Source organism: Halomonas sp. SCS19 (genome assembly GCF_040147015.1).
In the GTDB taxonomy this organism is placed as follows: Bacteria; Pseudomonadota; Gammaproteobacteria; order Pseudomonadales; family Halomonadaceae; genus Halomonas; species Halomonas litopenaei.
In genome coordinates, this window is sequence record NZ_JAMSHN010000001.1 from 1,256,932 (window position 1) to 1,277,536 (window position 20,605).

Annotated in this window: 16 protein-coding genes; 6 read left to right on the plus strand and 10 right to left on the minus strand. The window is 64.7% G+C overall.

All coding sequences use genetic code 11. From position 1 onward, the window contains the following. The first annotated feature begins 44 nt into the window (after nucleotides 1-44). From NFH97_RS05245 to NFH97_RS05265, 5 genes are all read left to right on the plus strand, one after another. The gene (locus NFH97_RS05245) at nucleotides 45-419 is read left to right on the plus strand and encodes a hypothetical protein (protein WP_260425278.1); all 375 of its coding nucleotides are present in this window, start codon (nucleotides 45-47) and stop codon (nucleotides 417-419) included. Between the two features lie 302 nt (nucleotides 420-721). Beyond that, nucleotides 722-1,879, plus strand: a complete 1,158-nt coding sequence (gene wecB, locus NFH97_RS05250) for a non-hydrolyzing UDP-N-acetylglucosamine 2-epimerase (protein ID WP_287163202.1) — start codon at nucleotides 722-724, stop codon at nucleotides 1,877-1,879. Then, a complete protein-coding gene (locus tag NFH97_RS05255) occupies nucleotides 1,872-4,064 on the plus strand; it encodes a glycosyl transferase family protein (protein WP_287163204.1) in 2,193 nt (730 codons plus the stop codon). The genes wecB and NFH97_RS05255 overlap by 8 nt, the downstream gene beginning before the upstream one ends. After that, a complete protein-coding gene (locus tag NFH97_RS05260; RefSeq protein ID WP_287163226.1) occupies nucleotides 4,061-7,210 on the plus strand; it encodes an NfrA family protein in 3,150 nt (1,049 codons plus the stop codon). The genes NFH97_RS05255 and NFH97_RS05260 overlap by 4 nt, the downstream gene beginning before the upstream one ends. Nucleotides 7,211-7,311: 101 nt before the next feature. Beyond that, a complete protein-coding gene (locus NFH97_RS05265; protein WP_287163228.1) occupies nucleotides 7,312-8,178 on the plus strand; it encodes a DUF4434 domain-containing protein in 867 nt (288 codons plus the stop codon). Between the two features lie 76 nt (nucleotides 8,179-8,254). On the opposite strand, the gene astB is transcribed toward NFH97_RS05265, so the two are convergent. From astB to NFH97_RS05290, 5 genes are all read right to left on the minus strand, one after another. Next, on the minus strand, nucleotides 8,255-9,610 hold the full coding sequence (gene astB, locus NFH97_RS05270) for an N-succinylarginine dihydrolase (protein ID WP_213228275.1): 1,356 nt from the start codon (nucleotides 9,608-9,610) through the stop codon (nucleotides 8,255-8,257). A gap of 157 nt (nucleotides 9,611-9,767) precedes the next feature. Continuing rightward, nucleotides 9,768-11,237: a succinylglutamate-semialdehyde dehydrogenase gene (astD, locus tag NFH97_RS05275; RefSeq protein WP_213228175.1), complete on the minus strand. Its 1,470-nt coding sequence runs from the start codon at nucleotides 11,235-11,237 to the stop codon at nucleotides 9,768-9,770. Next, nucleotides 11,237-12,280, minus strand: a complete 1,044-nt coding sequence (gene astA, locus NFH97_RS05280; protein ID WP_045990904.1) for an arginine N-succinyltransferase — start codon at nucleotides 12,278-12,280, stop codon at nucleotides 11,237-11,239. The genes astD and astA overlap by 1 nt, the downstream gene beginning before the upstream one ends. Then, nucleotides 12,280-13,350, minus strand: coding sequence for an arginine N-succinyltransferase (locus NFH97_RS05285; RefSeq protein WP_108131271.1), 1,071 nt, complete (start codon nucleotides 13,348-13,350; stop codon nucleotides 12,280-12,282). Before NFH97_RS05285 ends, astA begins: the two co-directional genes overlap by 1 nt. Nucleotides 13,351-13,388: 38 nt before the next feature. Beyond that, on the minus strand, nucleotides 13,389-14,603 hold the full coding sequence (locus NFH97_RS05290) for an aspartate aminotransferase family protein (protein ID WP_287163232.1): 1,215 nt from the start codon (nucleotides 14,601-14,603) through the stop codon (nucleotides 13,389-13,391). Nucleotides 14,604-14,869: 266 nt separating this feature from the next. Here NFH97_RS05290 and NFH97_RS05295 point away from each other — a divergent pair, with 266 nt between their 5' ends. Further along, a complete protein-coding gene (locus NFH97_RS05295) occupies nucleotides 14,870-15,601 on the plus strand; it encodes a class I SAM-dependent methyltransferase (RefSeq protein ID WP_487563977.1) in 732 nt (243 codons plus the stop codon). A 91-nt stretch (nucleotides 15,602-15,692) separates the two neighbouring features. On the opposite strand, the gene NFH97_RS05300 is transcribed toward NFH97_RS05295, so the two are convergent. From NFH97_RS05300 to NFH97_RS05320, 5 genes are all read right to left on the minus strand, one after another. Beyond that, complete coding sequence (locus tag NFH97_RS05300) at nucleotides 15,693-16,187, minus strand: cysteine hydrolase family protein (RefSeq protein ID WP_287163234.1); 495 nt, start codon at nucleotides 16,185-16,187, stop codon at nucleotides 15,693-15,695. 339 nt (nucleotides 16,188-16,526) lie between these two features. After that, nucleotides 16,527-17,915, minus strand: coding sequence for a group II intron reverse transcriptase/maturase (ltrA, locus tag NFH97_RS05305; RefSeq protein ID WP_287163236.1), 1,389 nt, complete (start codon nucleotides 17,913-17,915; stop codon nucleotides 16,527-16,529). 533 nt (nucleotides 17,916-18,448) lie between these two features. Then, on the minus strand, nucleotides 18,449-18,673 hold the full coding sequence (locus NFH97_RS05310; protein WP_124802861.1) for a hypothetical protein: 225 nt from the start codon (nucleotides 18,671-18,673) through the stop codon (nucleotides 18,449-18,451). A gap of 722 nt (nucleotides 18,674-19,395) precedes the next feature. Further along, the gene (locus NFH97_RS05315; RefSeq protein WP_045990898.1) at nucleotides 19,396-19,617 is read right to left on the minus strand and encodes a hypothetical protein; all 222 of its coding nucleotides are present in this window, start codon (nucleotides 19,615-19,617) and stop codon (nucleotides 19,396-19,398) included. Between the two features lie 442 nt (nucleotides 19,618-20,059). Continuing rightward, nucleotides 20,060-20,572, minus strand: coding sequence for a DUF417 family protein (locus NFH97_RS05320; protein WP_287163239.1), 513 nt, complete (start codon nucleotides 20,570-20,572; stop codon nucleotides 20,060-20,062). Nucleotides 20,573-20,605: the final 33 nt, after the last annotated feature.

The window sequence follows — 20,605 nt, forward strand, 5'->3', positions numbered from 1 at the left end:
TCGGCCCCTTCGCCGCCGCAGCAATTGCCCCGGAGGTCTATGCCATGTCGCAAGCATCCACTGGAAAGCCGGCAGCATCAAAGGCCCATCCAGACTTGCCCGATGCCAGGCCGCAGCCGGCTTCAGATCCCGCTGCTGACGACCTGACAGCCGACAAGCTGACGCCCGACGACCTGGCGCTCTTGCTCGAAGGTGTGCCCGAGGGGTACAGCGAGGTGCACTACCGGGGACGCCGCTACGCCATGACCCGACGCACCTTCAATCGAGGGCGCTCGCTCAAGGTGTTCGCCCGGGAGTTGGGCGGCAACGATATGGTCAGTCTCAACGGCTACCTGACCGCTCGTGGGTGGCAACTGAAGCCTTGCGAGATGAGCGAGCACAAGGTGCTCGACTTCCTTGTGCATTGCAAAACCGGCTGACTTGCTGGCTGGGTCGTCCCGGGATTGGATTCCCGCCGCTGCTCTCTCCACGCTCGCCGCTACCCTCTCTCCACGCTCGCCGCCACCCTCTCTCCACGCTCGCCGCCGCCCTCTCTCCACGCTCGCCGCCACCCTCTCTCCCAAGAGTCGCTCCCCCTCTCCCTTACGAGGTGTCGCTCTCTCGCCGCTTTCGGCAAAAAATATCCTTTTGTTGACCTAGATCACTGCGATTGCACCCAGTTCGCACCGAAGTATGCTGAGATAATCAAAGAATACTTTACTCCGCTCCCATGGGACGTCTCATGCCTGTCGTCATGCTCGTTGTTGGAACCCGTCCCGAGGCGATCAAGATGGCCCCGGTCGCCCAGGCCATACAGGCATGCCCGGCACTATCACTGCATCTGTGTGCCAGCGGCCAGCACGACGAGATGCTGTTCCAGGCACTGTCGCTGTTCGACCTCACGCCGGACAGCAATCTGGCGGTGATGAGACCAGCGCAGACCCTCAACGGTCTGATGCAGGCCATGATCCAGGCACTCGACCAGGACATGTCACGGGTGGCCCCCGACCTGGTGATGGTCCATGGTGATACCGCCACCTGCTTTGCCGCGAGCCTCGCGGCCTTCCACCGGCGGGTCCCGGTGGCTCACGTGGAAGCCGGGCTGCGCACCGGCAATATCGCGTCGCCCTGGCCGGAGGAGGCGTACCGCAGCATGGTGGCGCGTATCGCCCAGCGCCACTACGCTCCCACCGCGTCGGCGCGTCACAACCTGCTGCGCGAGCAGGTGGCGCCGGATTCCATCCTGGTGACCGGCAATACCGTCATCGACGCCCTAACCTGGATGAAAAGCCGCCTCGACCGCCAAGGCTATCGCCCGGCAGCCCCCTCACCGCTTGCCGCGCTGCGCGACGACGCCAGGCTGGTGCTGATCACCGGCCACCGCAGGGAAAACCACGGCGATGGCATCCGTACCATCTGCACCGCCATCGCCGCACTCGCCGCTCGCTACCCGGACGTCGACCTGGTCTACCCGGTCCATCTCAACCCGGCGATCAAGGACGTCGTCGAACACGCCCTGGCGGGCATCCCCAACGTGCTGCTGGTGCCTCCCCAGGACTACCGTGACTTCGTCTGGCTGATGGGCCGCGCCTGTCTGATCCTCACCGACTCCGGCGGCATCCAGGAGGAGGCTCCCGCCCTCGGTGTGCCGGTGCTGGTGATGCGCGAGCACACCGAGCGATGCGATGCCCTTAGCGCCGGTACCGTCATCCTCACCGGCAGTGACAGCGACGCCATCGTGGCCGCCTCGGCGCGCCTGCTCGACGATGAAAAGGCGCGCCGGCGCATGGCCGCGATCCCCAATCCCTACGGTAGCGGCGACGCCGCCAGGCAAATCATCGCAGACCTCAACGATTGGCTTGTCCGCGCCGTCGAGACACTCGAGGCCGGCGATGCCTGAGTTATCCCCCGAGCTGTCACTGTGGCTGGTCGACGCCACCATCCATGTGCTGTACGCCCTGAAGTACGTCGCCATAACGCTGTGCCTGCTGATGCTGGCCATGGGCATCGATGATCTGTTTCTCGATCTGATCTACTGGACCCGGCGTAGCTGGCGCTACTGGTCGATCTATCGCGATAACCCCAGGGCCAACGAGGAGCGCCTGTATCAGGCCCGGGAGAAACCGTTGGCGGTCATGGTGCCGGCCTGGCAGGAAGTCGGCGTGGTCGGCCAGATGGCCCAGCTGATGGCCAGCACCATGGACTACGAGAACTATCAGATCTTCGTCGGCACCTACCCTAACGACCCCGAAACCCAGGCCGAGGTAGATGCGGTCTGCCAGAGCTTCAGCAACGTGCACAAGGTGGTCACGGTACGCCCCGGCCCGACCAGCAAGGCCGACTGCCTGAACAACATCATCGAGGCCATCGCGCGCTTCGAGAAGGCCGCCGGGATCGAGTTTGCCGGCTGCATCCTGCATGACGCCGAAGACGTCATTTCGCCGATGGAGCTTAGGCTTTACAACTATCTGCTGCCGGACAAGGACCTGATCCAGGTCCCGGTCTACCCCTTCCGTCCACGCTGGTATCAGCTCTCCGGCGGCCACTACATCGACGAGTTCTCCGAGTACCACGGCAAGGACGTGCTGATTCGCGAGGCCATGTGCGGCCAGGTGCCCAGCGCCGGGGTCGGCACCTGCTTCAGTCGTCGTGCGCTGGCCCACTTGAGAGAGCTCAATGACGGCATCACCTTCGACATCTGGAGTTTGACCGAAGACTACGATATCGGCTTTCGCCTGCACGAAAGCGGGCTTTCCTGTGTCTTCGTGCGCTACAGCGTCGAGCGCGACGAGCTGTCGCCTCGGCGCGAACACGCCCACGGCCTGTCGATTCGTGACAGCAAGGTGATCTGTGTGCGCGAGCATTTCCCCACGGCGCTGGGCGCGGTGGTCCGGCAGAAGTCACGCTGGATTACCGGTATCGTCTTCCAGGGTTATCAGCATCTGGGCTGGAGCCGCACCAACTGGCGTCTCAACTACTTTCTGTGGCGCGACCGTCGTGGCCTGGTGGCCTACCCCCTGGCGCTGGTCGCCACCCTGCTGATGCTGATCTTGGCAGGGCTTTGGCTGTACGCCGTGCTGTCGCCACAGGCCTGGCACTTCCAGTCGATCCTCGGTGGCTGGTTGCTGGAGACCCTGCTCACCATCAATGGCCTGTTGCTGGTCAACAGGGCCTTCCAGCGCTTCTACTTCGTCAAGATCTACTACGGCTGGCGTCAGGGCCTGCTGTCCTTTCCACGCATGCTGTGGAGCAATCTGGTCAACTTTCTGGCCAACGTGCGGGCCTGGAAGCTGTTCTTCACCCGGGCGCGCCACCGCACCTTCGCCTGGGACAAGACCACCCACGACTTCCCCCAGCTCGACGACGCCGTGCAAGTCTCTCTCGAAGCCCTGTTGATCGAGGATGGCGTTGTCACCGCGAGCGATATCGAGCGCATAGGTATTGAAGTCGGAGCACGTCGGCGACCCAGAGAGCTGATTGCTCGAGACCTGGTGTCCGGGGCGACGCTGGCCAGGCTGGATGCCAGGCGGCGGGGCATCGCCAGCGTCGAGATCCATCCGCTGGTGCTGTCGCCCGCGCTGATCGACGCCCTGCCCCGGCATGTCGCCCTGCGCTACGCCACGCTGCCCATCGGCGAGAGCGGCGACAGCCTGATCATCGCCACCGAGACCGCCTTGAGTCCGGTCGCCATCGGCGCCATTGGCCGGCGCATCAAGCGTCCTGTCGAGCAGCGTCTGGTCCCGCTCGGTCGCGTCACCCTTGGCCTGCGCCACTGGTACCTGCGAGAGCTTGGCGACGTCGACCGGGACCGGCTGCTTGAACTGGATGCAGACGCCGACGCCGCACGCCTCGATGGTTACTGCGCTCACCAGTACCTGCTCGGAGAACTGTTGCTGGAGCAAGGGCTTATCACACCCGCCCTGTTCGGTCAGGCGATGATCGACTTCGATCCTGAACAGGGTCGTCTGGGCGACTTCCTTGTCGCACGCGGGATGATCGAATCGAACGACCTTGAGCGAGCACTCGCGCTCCAGGCGGACCACCGCCGACAGGCGGCCCGCAGTCTCGAGGATGTGGCGGTATGAAGGCCAGGGCGATGTCGCTGCTGATCGCCGTGTCGCTGGCTCAGCTGCTGGCTCAGCCACCGGCCTTGGGGCTGAACCAGTTCGAGGAGTTTCACAGCTACCCTTATCTCGACAAGGCCTACCGAGCAGCAGAACAGCGCGACTGGGCGCAAGTCCAGCAGCTGATGGAGCACCTGATCAGCCAGGTGCCCGAGAACGTCGAGGCCTATCGCCTGCTGGCCCAGGCACTGGCGAAGCAGGGCAATCTGGATGGCGCCATGGCGGCGCTGGGGGCGCTGGACGCCAACGTGGCGGCGGTCCAGATCAATGCCCTGCGCCAGGCCTGGATCGCCGACGGCCACGCCAGCGAGGGCGAGTTGACGCTATGGCTCAGCGAAACGTCGGGCAGCGCCCGGGAGGCCCTGTGGAGCGCCCAGGCCAACTATTTGCGCGCAACCCGCGGCGCCCGGGCAGCACTGGAATGGCTTGCTACGGTGCCCGCCCGGCAGGACGCCCTGGCACGGGACCGCTACCGTGCCGCCCTGGCCGAGCAGATCCAGGACTGGAACGGCGTGATCGATGCGCTGGTGCCCCACGCCATGGAAGATGCGCTGAACGACGACGACTGGCGACGCCTGTCGATCGCCATGATTCAGACCGATGATGCACGAGGCATCAATGCCTTGATCGCCAGGCTTCCCGAGGGCGACGTCCGACATTTCGTGCTGCGCGCAGGCGCCGATCGCGCCATCGCCCTGGGCTACTCCGGGATCGCCCAGCGCTGGCTGGCCACCCTGGAGCAGTCGGATCAGCTGGACGCCAGCGACACCCGCAAGCTGCTGCAGACCTCGCTGGCAGTGGGCGACACCGACAGGGTCCGCCAGATGGCCAGCCGCCAGGACATGGATTGCCTGACGCTGGTGAGCTGGCTCAGCGATCATGGCGACCCCGAGGCCTTGAGCACCTTCACCGAGTGCGACGCAAAGGAAGATCCGCAAAGCTGGCTGATACTCGCCGATCGTCTCGATGCCCTCGAACTGCTGGAAACCACGGAACTGCCGGAGGCCTGGCACCAGCGACGCGATCGGGTGCTGCTGGATCGCTATCGCGCCGACGGGCTGGATGACAAGGCGCTGCGCCTGCTGACACGTCAGCCACAGACGCCGGCGATCCTGCGCGAGCGCGCCGAGGTGACCCAGCGGCTGGGACGCCCCGAGGCCGCCGAGCTATGGCAGCAGCACTATCATCTGACCGGCGATTCCGGCTCGCTTGAGCAGGCAAGCTATCTGTATCTGGCATCACAGCGGCCCCAGGCGGCCCGGCGACTGCTGGAGCAAGCCTTCAAGCTTGCCCCCGAGCGGCTATCGGCGACCTCACTGGCGCGACTGGCCCAGCTTTACGCCGACGACAATGCCGGCGTCACCGATTCAACGCTGGAAGCGCTGGTACGCCAGCTCCGACTGGCCGATACCGAGCGCAACAACCTGCTCGAGCAGCTTGCGCGCCACGATCGTTGCCCTGTCGTTCGCAGCGTGGCCGACGCCAGCACGCCACCCTGGGTGGCCCTCGGGATCTGCTCGCAAGACAGGCCCGCCCAGGCCGCCGCCTATTTTCAGAGGGCGCTGACACAGCTCACCCCGCGCCAGCCAGAAGCTGGCGCGGTGACGGCTGCAATGACGCAGCCAGAGATCCAGGCCCGCAAACGCCTGGCGTTCGCGCTGTTTGCCGCCGGCGACCCCGACGCCGCCTGGCGTCAGTGGCGAGCGTTCGAACGCGACGGCGCCAGCGACGGCGAACTCGACCAGACAGACCGCCTGGCCGGCGCGCGCAGTGCCCTGGCAAGTGGCGACACCGAGGGCGCCTGGCGCTGGTGGCCCAAGGATAGCGACAGCCCTGAGGCGAGGCTGCTCGGCGCGCGCATCGCCTTGGCCCGCCACGACGGCTCTGGCGCCGTGGCGCTGGCCAGAGACGCAGTGGCAGCCGCCGGCGGAAAGCCCAAGACCGACGCCGCCGTCCTGGAAGGCGCGAGCCAAGTGGCCCGCCAGGCCGGAGACCCGACCCTCGCACGCCGCTGGCTGACCCAGGCCCAGGCGGCCTCGCCGGGCTCGCCAAGACTTGCCCGGGAGCTGGGACTGACGCTCGCTGCAACGGAGGAAGCAGGTGCTCGGTCAGAGGCCATTGCGCTGCTGGAGCGCGCCCGTCCGGCCTATCCAGAGGACTACGTCAGCGCCGCCACCCTGGGGAACCTCTACAGCACCATTGGCGACAACGCCCGCTCCATGACGCGCATCGAGGACGCCATCGACCTGCAGCCCTTCGACCTGGCGGTGGGCGAGGACAGCCTCGAGGCCATGGCCGAGCGCCGCTACCGGCTGCGAAGGACCCACGAGACGCTGACGCGGCGCGACCGGATCACGCTGACCAGCAGCTGGTCGCCAACCAGCCCGACGCCGGGGATACGCAGTGACCCATCGAACCACGATAACGACGACGATAGCGGCCACGATATCAACACCCAGGTGGTTCAATGGGACCACGCGCTTGGCCACGATCCGATCCACCAGGGACGGGAGCTGGCCGGCTACATGAGGGCCATCATCGGCGGCGATGATCGTGACGACTACGGGCGAGGACGCTCCCTGGGCCTGGGACTGCGGGCCAAGCCGTTGGCCCGTCACAACCTGAACCTGTACGCCGAGATGTTCGCCGAGTCCCAGAAAAACGATGACGAGCACACCGACTACAATCTGCTGCTGAGGGCCACCGGCTCCTTTCTGGATCAGGGCGATTACAGCAGCGAATGGCGCGTAAGCCAGGAGCAGTGGAATGAGCGCTCGCTCTATCTCGACGCCGCCTGGTGGACCCAACGTGGCGATGTCCAGCTGTTCGGTCGCTACCGCCAGGGCCGCACCTTCAAGCTGCCGACCGGCTCGGCCCAGACGCTGATGCCCTACGCCAGTCTCCAGGCCACCAGCCACGACACCACCGGCTGGGACGAGGATGTACGCCTCGCCGCCGGACTGCGCTGGGAGCTGTGGTACGACGAGGATCACTACAACGCCTTTCGCCGCAAGCTGAGCGTCTCCACCGAGTACCAGCAATCCCTGGGGGGCAACCTCTACCAGGAACGCGACGGCTGGATGATCCATCTGGAGCTGAGCCTGTGATGAACTCAAGCATTCTTGTGGCCGGACACCTCAAAGGCACCGCGGTGCCAGTCCCATTCGCTGGCATTGTCGCGCCACTCACCCTGACGGTGGTCCTTGCCATGCCCGTGGGGACGGTCGCTGCCGCCGACGACAGCCCCCTGACAAGAGCCGCCGAGAACTACCGCAGCGAAACCCTGTTCTACCAGCCTCAGAATCGCGATGCGACGCTCAGCCGACAGCAGTGGCAGACGCTGTGGCGGCGTACCCGTGAGAACGGCGTCGAGACATTGATCGTGCAGTGGACCCAGTACGGCGAAGAGACCTTCGGTGGCGCCGATGGCTGGCTGGCCAACGCCCTGGTCGATGCCGAACGCCAGGGACTCGAGCTGATTATCGGTCTCTATCAGGACCCCGAGTACTACGAAACCCTCCCCGACAACGCCCGCTTCCGTCACTACTGGTACCAGCAGTTGGCCAAGGCCCACGCCCGACAGCAGCAGATCCAGCGCCAATGGCCACTGACGCCGGTGGGCTGGTACCTGCCGGAAGAACTCGATGACTGGCTGTTTCGTGAACCCGGCGTACGCCAGGAACTGACGCGCCAGTTGGCCAGCGCCAGCCAACAACTGACGGGCCCGCTGCACCTGAGCATGTTCAGCGGAGGCTTCGTGACGCCAGGGGTCTACGCGGCCTGGGCCGAGGACATCGCCGAAAGCGGCTGGCAGGTGTGGTGGCAGGACGACGAAGGCGCCCGCAACCTGGATCCGCCCATGCGCCAGGCCTACCGCGACGCCCTGAGCTGTCGCATCGGCGTCGTCCGCGAAGCCTTCGCCCGCACCAGCGCGACCGAATCCGACTTCCAGGCAATGCCCGCACGCCCCCGTCAGCGCGGCAGCGACTGCCATCCGGACGCGGTCTTTTCGCTGCGCTACATGCCCTGGGCAGAGGCGCTACGCCAAGGCCCACCTGGCGCTCTCGCTCAATAAAAAACCCCACCAAGAGGTGGGGTCGAATCGACAAACAGCAACCAGGATACGCGTGTTCATTTGAGCCCATCGCGGCTCAGTTGCCAGCTCCCTGGAAGGGGTACACAGGGCCCAGCGCGAGGAGGGACGTCAGCTCGTCCAGCGCCGCCAATGTCTCCTCGGCGAGCCTGGGATCGGCCAGGTCTTCCGGTGCCAGACGTTCGCGGTAGTGACGCTCGACCCAGGCGACCAGGTCGGCGTAGAGGGCGTCGTCGAGCAGCACCCGGCCGGACAGCGCCTCGCGCTCGGCCTGGCTCAGCACCACCCTGAGCCTCAGGCAGGCCGGACCACCTCCGTTGCGCATGCTCTGCTTGACGTCCTTGACCACCACCTCGCCGATCGGGTTGTTGCCGGCCAGCAGGTGATCCTGGATGCACCGCCACACCGCCTCACGCTCCTGACACTCCCCCGGCACCACCAGGGTCATGCTGCCGTCGTCATTGGACAGAAGCTGGGAGTTGAACAGGTAGGAGGCCACCGCATCCTCGAGGCTGACCGCCTCAAGCGGCACCCGCACCGGAATCAGCGGCGTCGACATCTTCTCGCGCAGTGCATCGAGGGTGGCCTCTTCGTCACGGAAGGCCAGCTCGTGGTAGAGCAGCACCGGGCCATTGCCCACAGCGATGACGTCATTGTGGAAGACCCCGGCATCGATGGCGTCGGGATGTTGCTGGGCGTAGACCACCTGATGCTCGCCAAGTCCGTGCTGACGGGCGATGGCCTGGCTGGCCTCCAGGGTCTGGCGGGCCGGAAAGCGACGCGGCTCGACGCCGTCACCACCGAAGGCCTGACGCCCGTAGACGAACAGGTGCACCCCTGGCTCGCCGTGCTCGCCGCACAGCCGGGTGTGGTTGGCCGCGCCTTCATCGGAGAACGCCGGCGTCGCCGGCAGCACCGGGTGATGGGCGAAGTGGGCGGGATCGGCGAAGATCGCCGCCAGCACCCGACCGGTGGTCTCCGGCTCCAGAAAGCGGTGGAAGCTCGACTGCAGGTTGGCCGGGGTGAAGTGCACTCGACCGTCAGCGGCATCCAGGCTCGGTGTCACGGTGCCGGCGTTGGCCGTCCACATGCTGGAGGCGGAGCACACCGCGCGCAGCAGTTGCGGCGCCTGGCTGGCGGCCTGGGCCAGCACCTGACCGTTGTCGCCGGCAAAGCCCAGCGAGCGCAGCGCCCCCAGGTCAGGGCGCTGCTGCGGCGGCAGCACGCCCTGGACGTAGCCTGCGTCCTTCAGCGCCTTCATCTTGGCCAGGCCCTGCAGCGCCGCCTCGCGGGGGTTGGACACCAGGCCACCGTGGGACATCGACGCCACGTTGCCGTGGGCCAGCCCTGAGTAGTTGTGGGTCGGCCCCACCAGGCCGTCGAAGTTGACCTCGACCACGTCCCGCTGGCTCATATCGCTCACAGACTCACCCCCGGCGGCAGCTTTTCGGGCAGATTCAGGGCTTCGCTCTCGACAGAGGCGACCGGGTAGGCACAGTAATCTGCTGTGCCAGATAAAGAGCGCGCTGGGCGCGTTGTCGCATCGACGAAGTTAGCTGCTGATAGCGTCATCACAGACTCACCCCCGGCGGCAGCTTTTCAGGCAGATTCAGGGCTTCGCTCTCGACGGAGGCGACCGGGTAGGCGCAGTAATCTGCTGCGTAATACGCACTGGGGCGATGGTTGCCGCTGTCGCCGACGCCGCCGAAGGGCGCGTCGCCGGAGGCGCCGGTGGTCTGGCGGTTCCAGTTGACGATACCGGCGCGGATGCGCAGCAGGAAGTCGTCCCAATCGGCCCGCTCACCACCGATCAGCCCGGCGGACAGGCCATAGCGGGTGTCATTGGCGAGTGCGATGGCGTCGTCCCAGCTCTGGTAGCGGTAGACCTTGAGCAGCGGCCCGAAGTGTTCCTCGTCCGGCACCTCGACCCCGGTCACATCGACGAGTCCCGGTGTCAGCAGGCTGGTGCCCGTCTCGACCTGGCGCATGCGCGACAGCACCTTGCCACCGCGAGCCTCCAGGTCTGCCTGAGCGGCGAGCAGCCCCTCGGCCGCCTCGACGCTGACCAGACCACCGTAGAACGGCGCCTCCTCGGCAAAGGGCTCGGCCACGCGCAGGCGCTCGATGGCACCGCTCAGGGCGTCGATCAGGCGATCACCGGCCTCGCCCTCGGGCACGATCAGGCGGCGGGCACAGGTGCAACGCTGGCCCCCGGACAGAAAGGCCGACTGCAGGATGGTCAGCACCGCGGCGTCCTCGTCCGGCACGTCCTTGACCACCAGCGGGTTGTTGCCGCCGAGCTCCAGCGCCAGCACCTTGCCCATCTGGCCGGCGAACTGCTTGTGCAGAAGGCCACCGACCTTGGCGCTGCCGGTAAACAGGAGGCCATCGATACCGGCATCGGCGGACAGCGCCTGGCCGACCTGTGCCGCGCCCTGGACCAGGTTGATGACGCCCGCCGGCAGGCCGGCCTCGAGCCAGCACTGCAAGGTCAGGTCGGCGGTCAGCGGGGTCTGCTCGCTGGGTTTGAACACCACGGTATTGCCGGCCAGCAGCGCCGGCACGATATGCCCGTTGGGCAGATGGCCGGGGAAGTTGTAGGGACCGAATACCGCCATCACGCCATGGGGGCGATGGCGCAGTACCGCTCGGGCGTCACCCAGGTCACGCTCGCGCTCGCCGGTGCGCTCCTCGCGGGCACGGATGGACAGCGCCACCTTGCCGATCATGGCGCCGACCTCGGTGCGTGCTTCCCACAGCGGCTTGCCGGTCTCGTGGGCGATGCTGGCCGCCAGGTCCTCGCGGTGGCTTTCAAGCACGCCTCGGAAGCGCTCGACCAGGGCTTCACGCTCGTCAAGCGAGGTCAATGCCCAGTCGGGAAAAGCCTTGCGTGCGCTGGCAACGGCCTGGGCGACCTGCTCGTCGCTGGCGGCCTTGCCCTGCCACAGCTCGGCGCCGGTGATCGGGTCGAGCTTGGTGAAGGCCTCGGCGTCGCCGGACATCCACTGTCCATCGATAAGCAATTGTTGTGTGGGTTGCATCACGCCTCCTCGTCGGAATTCAGCACGCGCAGGGTGTCGCCGGAGGCGACCTCCAGCCTGCGCGCCTCGTTGTCATTGAGCACCAGCACGCCGTCGGCGTCGGGACCGCGCCCGACCCAAGCGGCACGGAAGTCGGCCATGCGGGTGGTCGCCGCCAGCCACTGTGGCCGCTCGGCGCTGTCGGCGTTGGGGTCGACCTCGACACGCACGTGTCGCGACAAGCGCACGCCCTTGACGTCGTCGATGTAGGCCTCGACCGTGGGACCGCCGTCGAAGATGTCGATATAGCCTTCCCAGCGCAGCCCCTGCTTCTTGAGCATGGCCAGGGCCGGGCGGGTGTGCTCGTGGACCTGACCGATGCAGGCACGCGCCTGCTCCGAGAGAAACGGCGTATAGATCGGGAACTTGGGCATCAGCTCGCCGATAAAGCTCTTCTGGCCAAGGCCGGTCAGCCGATCCGCCTCGTTGAAGTCCATGGGGAAGAAGTTGGCCCCCAGGCAGTCCCAGAAGGCGCTGCGTCCGTTCTCGTCGAAGCGTCCGCGCATCTCGGCCAGCACCTTCTCGGGAAAACGATCGCGGAACTCGGCCATGAACAGCCAACGCATCATCGACAACAGCGCGCCGTTGCGCTGATGGCGGCGATCGGCACCCCGGAACTCCGGGCGCAGAAACAGCGAGGCGACCTCGGCGTCGCCGGTGTGATCCGAGCTCAGAAACAGCGTATCGACGGTGCGATGCAGGTCGAGCTGCTTGGACGAGTGCGCCAGGGTGCCCACGCGGTAGTGATAGAACGGCACTTCACGCCCGACCTGCCCCTCGATGGCGCAGCAGCCGGCCAGATGCCCGCTCTCCTCGTCCTCCAGCACGAAGAAGTAGAGACGCTGGTCCACCGGGGTCTGCTCGTTGAACGCGCTCGTGGCGGAGGCGATCTTGTCCGCCAGAAACTCGCGGTTATCGGGAAGGGAGGTGAAGCCGACCCCGGTCTCCCGGGCCAGCGCCTGGAGTTCGTCCAGGTCCCCTTCCATGATCGGTCGCATGCGCATTACAGCTCTCCCTCATCGTAGCCCGGGTCGAGCCCGTCATCGCTCAGCCCCAGCGGTGCCGCCAGCACCGCACGTCCTTCTTCCACGCCCAGCAGTTCGGCGTGGGCCGGCGACAGCATCAGCTGGCCGGTGGGCGACAGCGCGTAGCGCGCCACCGTGCAGCAGAAGCCGTCCAGGCGCTGGTTGGCGACCATCGCAGGCTCGGCGTCGGGTAGAGCGTGCTCGGGGCGGATGCGTACCGGGTGCCAGGCGGCGCGACGGAAGGACTCGAGGCGCATGCGATCGCCCTTGATCACCGGGCCTGCGTCGAACAGGTCGACGTGGCGCGAGCGCAGGAAGCCCTCGGCCAGCATCTCTTCCAGCGCCGCCTCGTGGGCCGGGTGCTCGCGCCCGATGGCCGCGCGCGCCTTGGGCGTCAGCAGCGCCAGGTACAGCGGGAACTGCGGCATCACCTCGGCGATGAAGCTCTTCGAGCGCACGCCTGCGATGTAGTTGATCTCGTGGTAGTCGCGCACGAAGAAGTGGCGACCGACACTGTTCCAGAACGGCGACTCGCCGTCGTCGTCCAGATACCCCGGGAAGGCCATCGCCAGCACCTCGGCGAAGCGCTCGGGGTACTGGGCGATGAACATCAGCCGGGCGCGGCGCAGCAGGCTCTCGGCGCTGGTGCCCTTGTACCGCGGATCCAGCGACAGCGCGCACAGCAGGCTCGCATCCGAGACCTCATGGGACAGCGCCAGGGTCGGCACCTCACGGCGAACATTGAGCTGCTGCGAGGCGTGGATCAGGGTTTCCTGGCGATAGGTGTAGTACGCCTCGTTGGCCCCGGCCAGGGCGCGGATTGTCGCCGTACCGACCACCTCACCCCGCTCGCGATCCTCGAGCACGAAGGTGTAGTGTTCGTCGCCGGGTACCTCGGCCTCACTGGCAAACGCCCGCTGGGAGCGCGCGATGCGCTCTTCCAGGCGATCACGGTGGGCCGGCAGGTTGGTCAAACGTGGCTGGGCGGAACCCGCCAGGCGCTCCAGCGCCGGCAGGTCACCTAGCCGCACAGGGCGAACGGCCAGCATCGGATGCCCTCCCGTCAGCTCATGTTGATCGGCACCTTTCACGACGCGCTGACCATCCGTGCGATGGCGCGTTCGAGACGCTCGAGTCCCTCGACGATGTCGGCCTCGGGAATCACCAGCGACGGCGCCATGCGCAGCACGTTGGGGCCGGCGATCAGCGCCATCAGACCTTCCTCGATGGCCAGCGGCAGGATGTCCTTGGCGCGACCTTCATACTCGGGGGCCATCTCGGCACCGATCAGCAGTCCCATGCCACGAATTTCCTTGAACACACCGTGCTTGCGGTTGATCGCTTCCAGGTGCTCGCGGAACAGGTCGTGACGCTTGGCGACGCCACCGAGCACTTCCGGCGTGTCGATATGGCGAATCGCCGCCAATGCCACCGCCGAGGCCAGGGCGTTGCCGCCGTAGGTAGAACCGTGGGTGCCCAGCACCAGCACCGGGGCGACGCGATCGGTGGTCAACATGGCGCCCACCGGGAAACCACCGCCCAGGCTCTTGGCGCTGGTCAGGATGTCCGGGGTGATGGCGTAGTCCATGTAGGCGTACAGCGAGCCGGAGCGGCCCACGCCGGTCTGCACCTCGTCGAACACCAGCAGGGCGTCGTGCTCGTCGCACAGGTCACGCAGGCCCTGGAGGAACTCGGGCGTGGCCGGCACGATGCCGCCCTCGCCCTGCATCGGCTCGACCATGATGGCGCAGGTGTCGTCGCCGACCAGTTCGCGCACGCTGTCCAGATTGTTGAACTCGGCGTGGAGCACGCCTCCGGGCACCGGCCCGAAGCCCTGGGAGTACTTGGGCTGGCCACCCACGCTGACGGTGAACAGGGTGCGACCATGGAAGGACTGACGGAAGGAAATGATCTTGTCCTTGTGGGCCCCGTGCTTGTCATGGGCCCAGCGACGCGCCAGCTTCAGCGCGGCCTCATTGGCCTCGCCACCGGAAGAGCACAGATAGACCTTGTCGGCGAAGGTACGCTCGGTCAGCTCCCGAGCCAGCTCCAGTGCCGGCTCGTTGGTGTAGACGTTGGACAGGTGCCACAGCTTGTCGGCCTGGGCCTTGAGGGCTTCGACCAGCACCGGGTGGCAGTGACCCAGCGAGTTCACCGCGATGCCGCCGGCGAAGTCGATGTACTCGCGGCCTTCCTGATCCCACAGACGGCTGCCTTCGCCGCGCACCGGGATGACCTTCTGAGGAGCGTAGTTGGGCACCATGTACTGGTCGAAGTCGGCACGGCTCGGGGTATGGCTCATCGGGGATCTCCGCTGTGGTTGGCGTTGCCCGTCGTCGGACGGGAGCGCGCAGCTTGCGCGCTACTGCAAAGCATGAAATGGATCGATGCTTCGAGTATAGGGACGCCCTCGCCCCACGGCTTTCAGCAATGGGACCCGCTTTTTCACAAAGCTCTGTCCTTGCGCCCTGCCCTTGCACCATCGTCATGACGCCTACCTAGGCTTCGTCTAGGCTGAAGACTCCCGCAGGACCTGACCCGATCCCTACCACCTCCAGGGGCTCCGCCATGCTCAACACCACCGTCTGGAACCGCTGGCGCTATTCGCTTTATGCCCCCGTCTACGACACGGTGGCCCAGCGTACCTTTGCCAGGGCGCGGCGGCGCTCCCTGAATCAGGTGTGCTGGCAGTCGGGGATGAAGGTACTGCTGGTGGGGGCCGGCACCGGTCTGGACCTGCCGTGGCTACCGCGCGACCTGGAGATCCACGCCAGCGACCTGTGCCCGGCGATGGTCAAGCGTCTCAAGGATCGCGCCTGTCGGCTTGGCATCGACGTCGAGGCCAGAACCATGGACGCCGAGCGGCTGGACTACGCCGACAACAGCTTCGATGTGGTGGTGATGCACCTGATCCTGGCGGTGATGCCGGATCCGGCAAAGGGGCTCGCCGAGGCCCATCGCGTCCTCAAAGGCGACGGCCAGCTATGCGTGATGGACAAGTTCCAGAGCGATGAGCGGCCCTCGGGACTGGCGCGCAGGGGACTCAATCTGCTGACATCCGCCATCGCCACCGATATCACTCGCCAGGCCCGGCCATTGCTGGACCAGGCAGGGTTTGTCATCGAACAGGACACTCCGGTGATGATGGGCTCGTTGTTTCGTGCGTTGATCGCCGCCAAGGCCGACCACGCCGAGCCTCGACCAGCGAAACCGCGACCAGAAGAACCTCGACCAGAAGAACCTCGACCAGCCGAATCTCGACCAGCAGAACCTGGGCCTACTGAACATCAGTCCGGCTGAGCCTGCGTCCACTGGCGATGCTGGCGGCGCCACCGGGCAGGCGTGTCAGCTTCAAAGCGCTTCCACAGCCGGCGCAACTGACGTTCGTCGCTCACCCCCACCCGCTCGGCGATGTCTCGCGGATGTCGCTGGCGCTGAAGGTTCGCGCTCCCCGCTGCATGGCAAAGGTCAGGGTCGCTTCACTGACGAAGTCCACTGCGTATCCCAGATCGGAGGCCACCCTGGTGGTGGTCTCGCAGCACTGCTCGGTGCGAATACCGCTGATCCATAGCCGAGACACCTCTCGACCGCGTAGCCAGCGGTCCAGCCCTGTATCGGTGAAGGCGTTGTGGGCGGTCTTGTAAAAGGTCACATCAGCGGGGTCTTCGAAGCCCTCCATGGCTCGGGTCAATCCATTGTCGGGATCAAATGCGCCCTGGCTTCCCGGCTCCGTATGGATGATTCGCACCATCAACATGCCTGCCTCGCGTGCCAGGTCGATCAAGGAGCGCTGAGCTTCCGGCCAATCACCGAGTCGAGTGGCATCCCAGTAGGGGCGCGCGAGAAACGAGGCCTGAACATCGATGACGAGAAGTGCTGTGGTCATGTCCAATCTCCAGCAAAGGGGGGGAGATTGCAGACTAGTGCCCCGCAGCAGCGATGCGCAGTGCAGGGCCGGCCCTGAAGGGGGCAGATTCGGACATGACGTGACTATCGAGGATTCCGTCCATCGGCACCAGCATAGGAATCGGTATCGGCTGCCCTGACCTTTCTCCCATCAATGGACGAGCGCTGGATACCAGCAGACCGCAGCAGCGTAGCCACGGTTGAGCATGTCATGAACGCAGGGGCATTCGAACGCAGCATCCTTCAAATCGAGTAGGAGGGGGAGTCGCCTCCCCCGTCCTCTCACACCACCGGGCATACGGTTCCGTACCGCGGCGGTTCACGAAGAACGACTAAACCTTCTTACCGTATCCAGCACCGAGACCAAGCCCAGCCTGTCGAACCACTTCTTCGGCAGGGACTGATTCATGTGCGAGGCTCCGGCATTCCACCAGGGGCCGCGCCCATTTCCCGCCGACTTCCACGCCCGATCATCACCCAGCCCCAGCGCCAGAAGCTTTCGGCTCCGAGTCTTCGGGCGCTTCCACTGCCGCCAGATCACGCAGCGCAGTCGTCGGCGTATCCAGCCGTCTAGCACTTCCAACGGGCGCTTCACGTCGACGAGACTGAAGTAGCTGGCCCAGCCCCGCAGGACTGGCACCAGTTCTTCTATGACCCGACGGATATTACGCCCCCTGCCACGCTTGAGGATCTCGCGGACACGCTGCATCAGTCGCTGCAAACTGGCTTTGGCCAGTGTCAGCTTCGGTAGCTTATGCCGGGTTAACGTGTAGCCCAGATACCCGCGGTACCACGGCCGATCCACCGCGCTCTTGGCGTGATTGACCGTCAGCCTGAGCGAGCTCTCGAGAAAATCACTCAGGCTAGCCATGACGCGCTCGCCCGCTCGCCGACTCCTGACATACACCTGCAGGTCGTCGGCGTAGCGGCAGAAGCGATGACCCCGGCGCTCCAGTTCCTTGTCCACATCATCCAGCAGGATATTCGCCAGCAGTGGGCTCAATGGCCCACCCTGGGGTGTCCCCTGCCGGCGTGGTGCAGCCAGGCCGTTCTGGAACAAGCCGGCTTCCAGGTAGCGACGAATCAAGCGCAGCACCCGCTTGTCGTGGACGCGACGCGCGACCCGCGCCATCAGCAGGTCGTGATTCACTCGATCGAAGAAGGCTTCCAGGTCGAGGTCGACCACCCAGAGGCGGCCGGCGGACACATGGGCTTTCATCGCCGAGACGGCCTGCTGGGCGCTGCGGCCCGGGCGATAGCCATAGCTCGATGCGGAGAACGCTGGATCGAAGAGTGGCGTCAGCACCTGCAGCAGCGCCTGCTGGATTAGCCGATCGGTAACGGTAGGGATACCAAGCTGCCGGGTCCCGCCCTTGGGCTTGGGAATTTCGACGGCTCGGATTGGGCTAGGGTGGTATTCACCTGCCAGCAACCGCTCGCGCAGTGTCGGCCAGTGCTGTTTCAGGTGATCTGCCAACTGGGCCACCGTCATGCCGTCGGCACCCGGTGCTCCCTTGTTGTTGGCCACCCTCCGGTAAGCCCGCGCCATGTTGGCCTTATCCACCACGGCCTCCATGAGCGGGGTAGGCTCCGCTTTCGTCCACGATGACGACGCCGGGACCGTCTCGACGCCCACCGGCCGGGACTCAGGGTACTGCCCCTGCCCCTCTGGGTGAGTGACGGTATCAGCGCCATGCTCTGTCTTCATGATCGATCCTCGAGACGTCATCGCCTACTCGCGGTTCTTCATGTTCGGCCCTTGGTGCCGCGGTGGACCAGCACTTACTATGGCCTCTGCTGACGTCTGGTGGCCCATCCCGTCGCCTCTCGACGCCGGTAGCCCCGTGGCAGACCACCAGACCTCCCAGGGTAAGACGCGCGACCTTCCCGCTTATGCCTGTCGGATTTACGTCATGGCGTTCCGTGCAAGTATCGGGCTTCAGCCAATCGTGCCGCCTCACCCCACCACGACGCCTCGTATCCGCTTCCTGTTCGTCAGGCCAGCGTTTTGCCTTGGGCTTCCTTCAGATTCTCCCTCGCGGGAGACACCCTTGCCGTCGGCTAGCACTTCCCCTTGCCGGGCGTGCAGGGGACTTTCACCCCCGAGTCATCCCGAGGCACCACTCTCGGGAACAGCGCCAGCGCCATGCCTGGCGCACACGCTAAAAAGGCCCACCTGAGTGAGCCTTTCACGTAGCGGTCGCGAAACGCGACAACACTGCTGCCGTCTTTGCTGACGACTTACATATTCGCTTCCTGGAACGCCGCGATGGTCTCGCGCAGCAGTTCCTTCAGCTCTGCAACCTCCTGCTCGAGGGCTGCAATCTTGGCCTGGCGCTCTGCGCTTTCGGCATTCTCCTGGATCCGCTGCATGTTTTTCTGCAAGGTATCGGAATCCATGGCGAAGGCTGAGCCGACGGCCATCATCGAGACCAGCGCTGCAGTTGCCAACATCTTGGTTTTCATGTCTCTCTCCTCGTTTTCGTCGAACATCCTTCGACCACTTGTCCTGACCGCCGCCCCTGGATGGCGCTGCCGGGTGGTGGCAGGAAGCGGTAATCAACCAACGTTAGTGAAAGCCAAGGTGCGTCACGGCCACCGACAGGTAGGCGCTTCGACGACCACTCCCGAGCTCTTCCGCCGGACATCCAATGTCACGCTTCAATCGCTCTGCAAGACCGCGTCCCTGCGGCCAGTGAGCCAATCCTTCGACTCAAGTCCTTGAGGCGCTCGGTCCATGAACGTCCACGTGTCGGCGAACAGGCATCGATATCCGTTCGAAAAACACTGTTCACAAATCGACAAGATCAATCTAAAGGGCACCATTTCAGCACGCAACCGACGCTTGCTCTGCATGACCAGACTTGCACAGTCCGAACATTGGTTTGACCACTAGCGCTTTTGGCTGGCGGCATCTACCCAGCGGAAACCGCCTGCATATTGATGCCCAACTTCTTGTCACAACCGACCCAAAGAGCGCTTCAAACCCGCAAGGCAAGACGGCGTCCCTGCCGCTGTAGATAAGGGAGTCATCAAGATGAGCACACCTTTTCTATCACCTTACCGACATTTCCCTTCACGCTTGCATGTCCTTTTGGCTAGTTCATGCGCTGCCAGGGCGATCCTCTCGGGTTGCAGAGCGAGCGCCCTTTACGTCAGCGTTCAAGCGTGTCTTTCTCCAGCTTGTGTTACTGGGACTCTTCCAGGCTCTCTACGGTCATTTGCAGCAGGTCCTTGAGCTCAGCCACTTCCTGCTCCAGGGCCTCGACCTTCTGCTCTTCAGAGGCTTCGGTGCTGCGCTCTTCGATTTCCTGCATGCGCTTTTGCAGGGTGTCGGAGTCCATGGCATAGACACTGCCAGCGGCAAACATGGAGGCCATCACTGCGGCAAAGATCATTTTGGTTTTCATGTCACTCTCCTTGGAGTCGTCGATAGTGTTTCGACGTTGAATCGTTCTGATATTTTGTGCGTTATCGAGCATCCCTTGGGATCATCTTCCTGGACGCGCCGACACTCTGCCCTCTACTTCTATCTTCGGTCTAACCACTTTCCGTCTTTCCGACTCTCGTCGTAACGTTTTGTTACCCGGCAACATCAAATCTAATCGGCATCCCTCATATTGGCAATTGCAAATATGTCCATCTAATCATTCAGGCACAATATTCGTTTAAGCTGCTGATTTAATTCACCCAAACTTCTTGATTAGAAAAGTGCGCCGACACGGACTCTTGCGCCCACACACCTTGGTAGCCATGTCCTCCACCAGCGCCCCTTCACAAAGGGACCAGGCGCGGAGCGGGCTTTCCAGCCCGGGAAAGCCACACTCCCGAGACCGAAAAGCCCTTTCATTTCTATGCAGCATCAGCAACCAGAGCGTCTTCCTTGGCATGCTGTGCACTGCGCTCTGCACTCACTGCCTGCCAGGCTGAGCCGGTGATCACCAGCGATGCGCCAAGCAGTACCAGATCCTTGGCCAGGAAGCCTCCGAACAGGGACGGGAACGCCAGGGTGTCACCGGACAGGCTGCTGACGTGCAGCACACCCGGCGTGGTCAACAGGAAGCTGGTCGTTGTCAGAAAGATCACGCTTGCCAAGGCACCACCCACCAGGCCGGCTTTTTTCGAGATGGGATAGGCGGCTACCAGCAGGCCGACGATAATCTCGGCGGTTCCGATCGCGGCCGATACCTGATTGACACTGGCGACATCATAGAGCCAGGCCATCAGTGGCGAACTGGCCACAATGCCCTGGATCGCTGCAGCTTCATCGGGGTGATACTTGAAAAAGCCGATCCAGAAAAGAATGGCGACGACGCCGTACAGGGCCACATAGAAACCCAGTCGAGAAATGGTGGTGTGGTTCATGTCTAACTCTCCGTCTTCACTTTTTTAGTTTGC

Bases quoted from the DNA above. Each gene is read 5' to 3' on its own strand.
- NFH97_RS05285 (WP_108131271.1), bottom strand. From the start codon at position 13,350: ATGCTGGCCGTTCGCCCTGTGCGGCTAGGTGACCTGCCGGCGCTGGAG.
- NFH97_RS05260 (WP_287163226.1), top strand. From the start codon at position 4,061: ATGAAGGCCAGGGCGATGTCGCTGCTGATCGCCGTGTCGCTGGCTCAG.
- NFH97_RS05310 (WP_124802861.1), bottom strand. From the start codon at position 18,673: ATGAAAACCAAGATGTTGGCAACTGCAGCGCTGGTCTCGATGATGGCC.
- astB (WP_213228275.1), bottom strand. From the start codon at position 9,610: ATGAGCCAGCGGGACGTGGTCGAGGTCAACTTCGACGGCCTGGTGGGG.
- NFH97_RS05255 (WP_287163204.1), top strand. From the start codon at position 1,872: ATGCCTGAGTTATCCCCCGAGCTGTCACTGTGGCTGGTCGACGCCACC.
- NFH97_RS05300 (WP_287163234.1), bottom strand. From the start codon at position 16,187: ATGACCACAGCACTTCTCGTCATCGATGTTCAGGCCTCGTTTCTCGCG.
- astA (WP_045990904.1), bottom strand. From the start codon at position 12,280: ATGCGCATGCGACCGATCATGGAAGGGGACCTGGACGAACTCCAGGCG.
- NFH97_RS05320 (WP_287163239.1), bottom strand. From the start codon at position 20,572: ATGAACCACACCACCATTTCTCGACTGGGTTTCTATGTGGCCCTGTAC.
- NFH97_RS05265 (WP_287163228.1), top strand. From the start codon at position 7,312: ATGCCCGTGGGGACGGTCGCTGCCGCCGACGACAGCCCCCTGACAAGA.
- NFH97_RS05290 (WP_287163232.1), bottom strand. From the start codon at position 14,603: ATGAGCCATACCCCGAGCCGTGCCGACTTCGACCAGTACATGGTGCCC.
- NFH97_RS05295 (WP_487563977.1), top strand. From the start codon at position 14,870: ATGCTCAACACCACCGTCTGGAACCGCTGGCGCTATTCGCTTTATGCC.
- NFH97_RS05315 (WP_045990898.1), bottom strand. From the start codon at position 19,617: ATGAAAACCAAAATGATCTTTGCCGCAGTGATGGCCTCCATGTTTGCC.
- astD (WP_213228175.1), bottom strand. From the start codon at position 11,237: ATGCAACCCACACAACAATTGCTTATCGATGGACAGTGGATGTCCGGC.
- ltrA (WP_287163236.1), bottom strand. From the start codon at position 17,915: ATGAAGACAGAGCATGGCGCTGATACCGTCACTCACCCAGAGGGGCAG.
- NFH97_RS05245 (WP_260425278.1), top strand. From the start codon at position 45: ATGTCGCAAGCATCCACTGGAAAGCCGGCAGCATCAAAGGCCCATCCA.
- wecB (WP_287163202.1), top strand. From the start codon at position 722: ATGCCTGTCGTCATGCTCGTTGTTGGAACCCGTCCCGAGGCGATCAAG.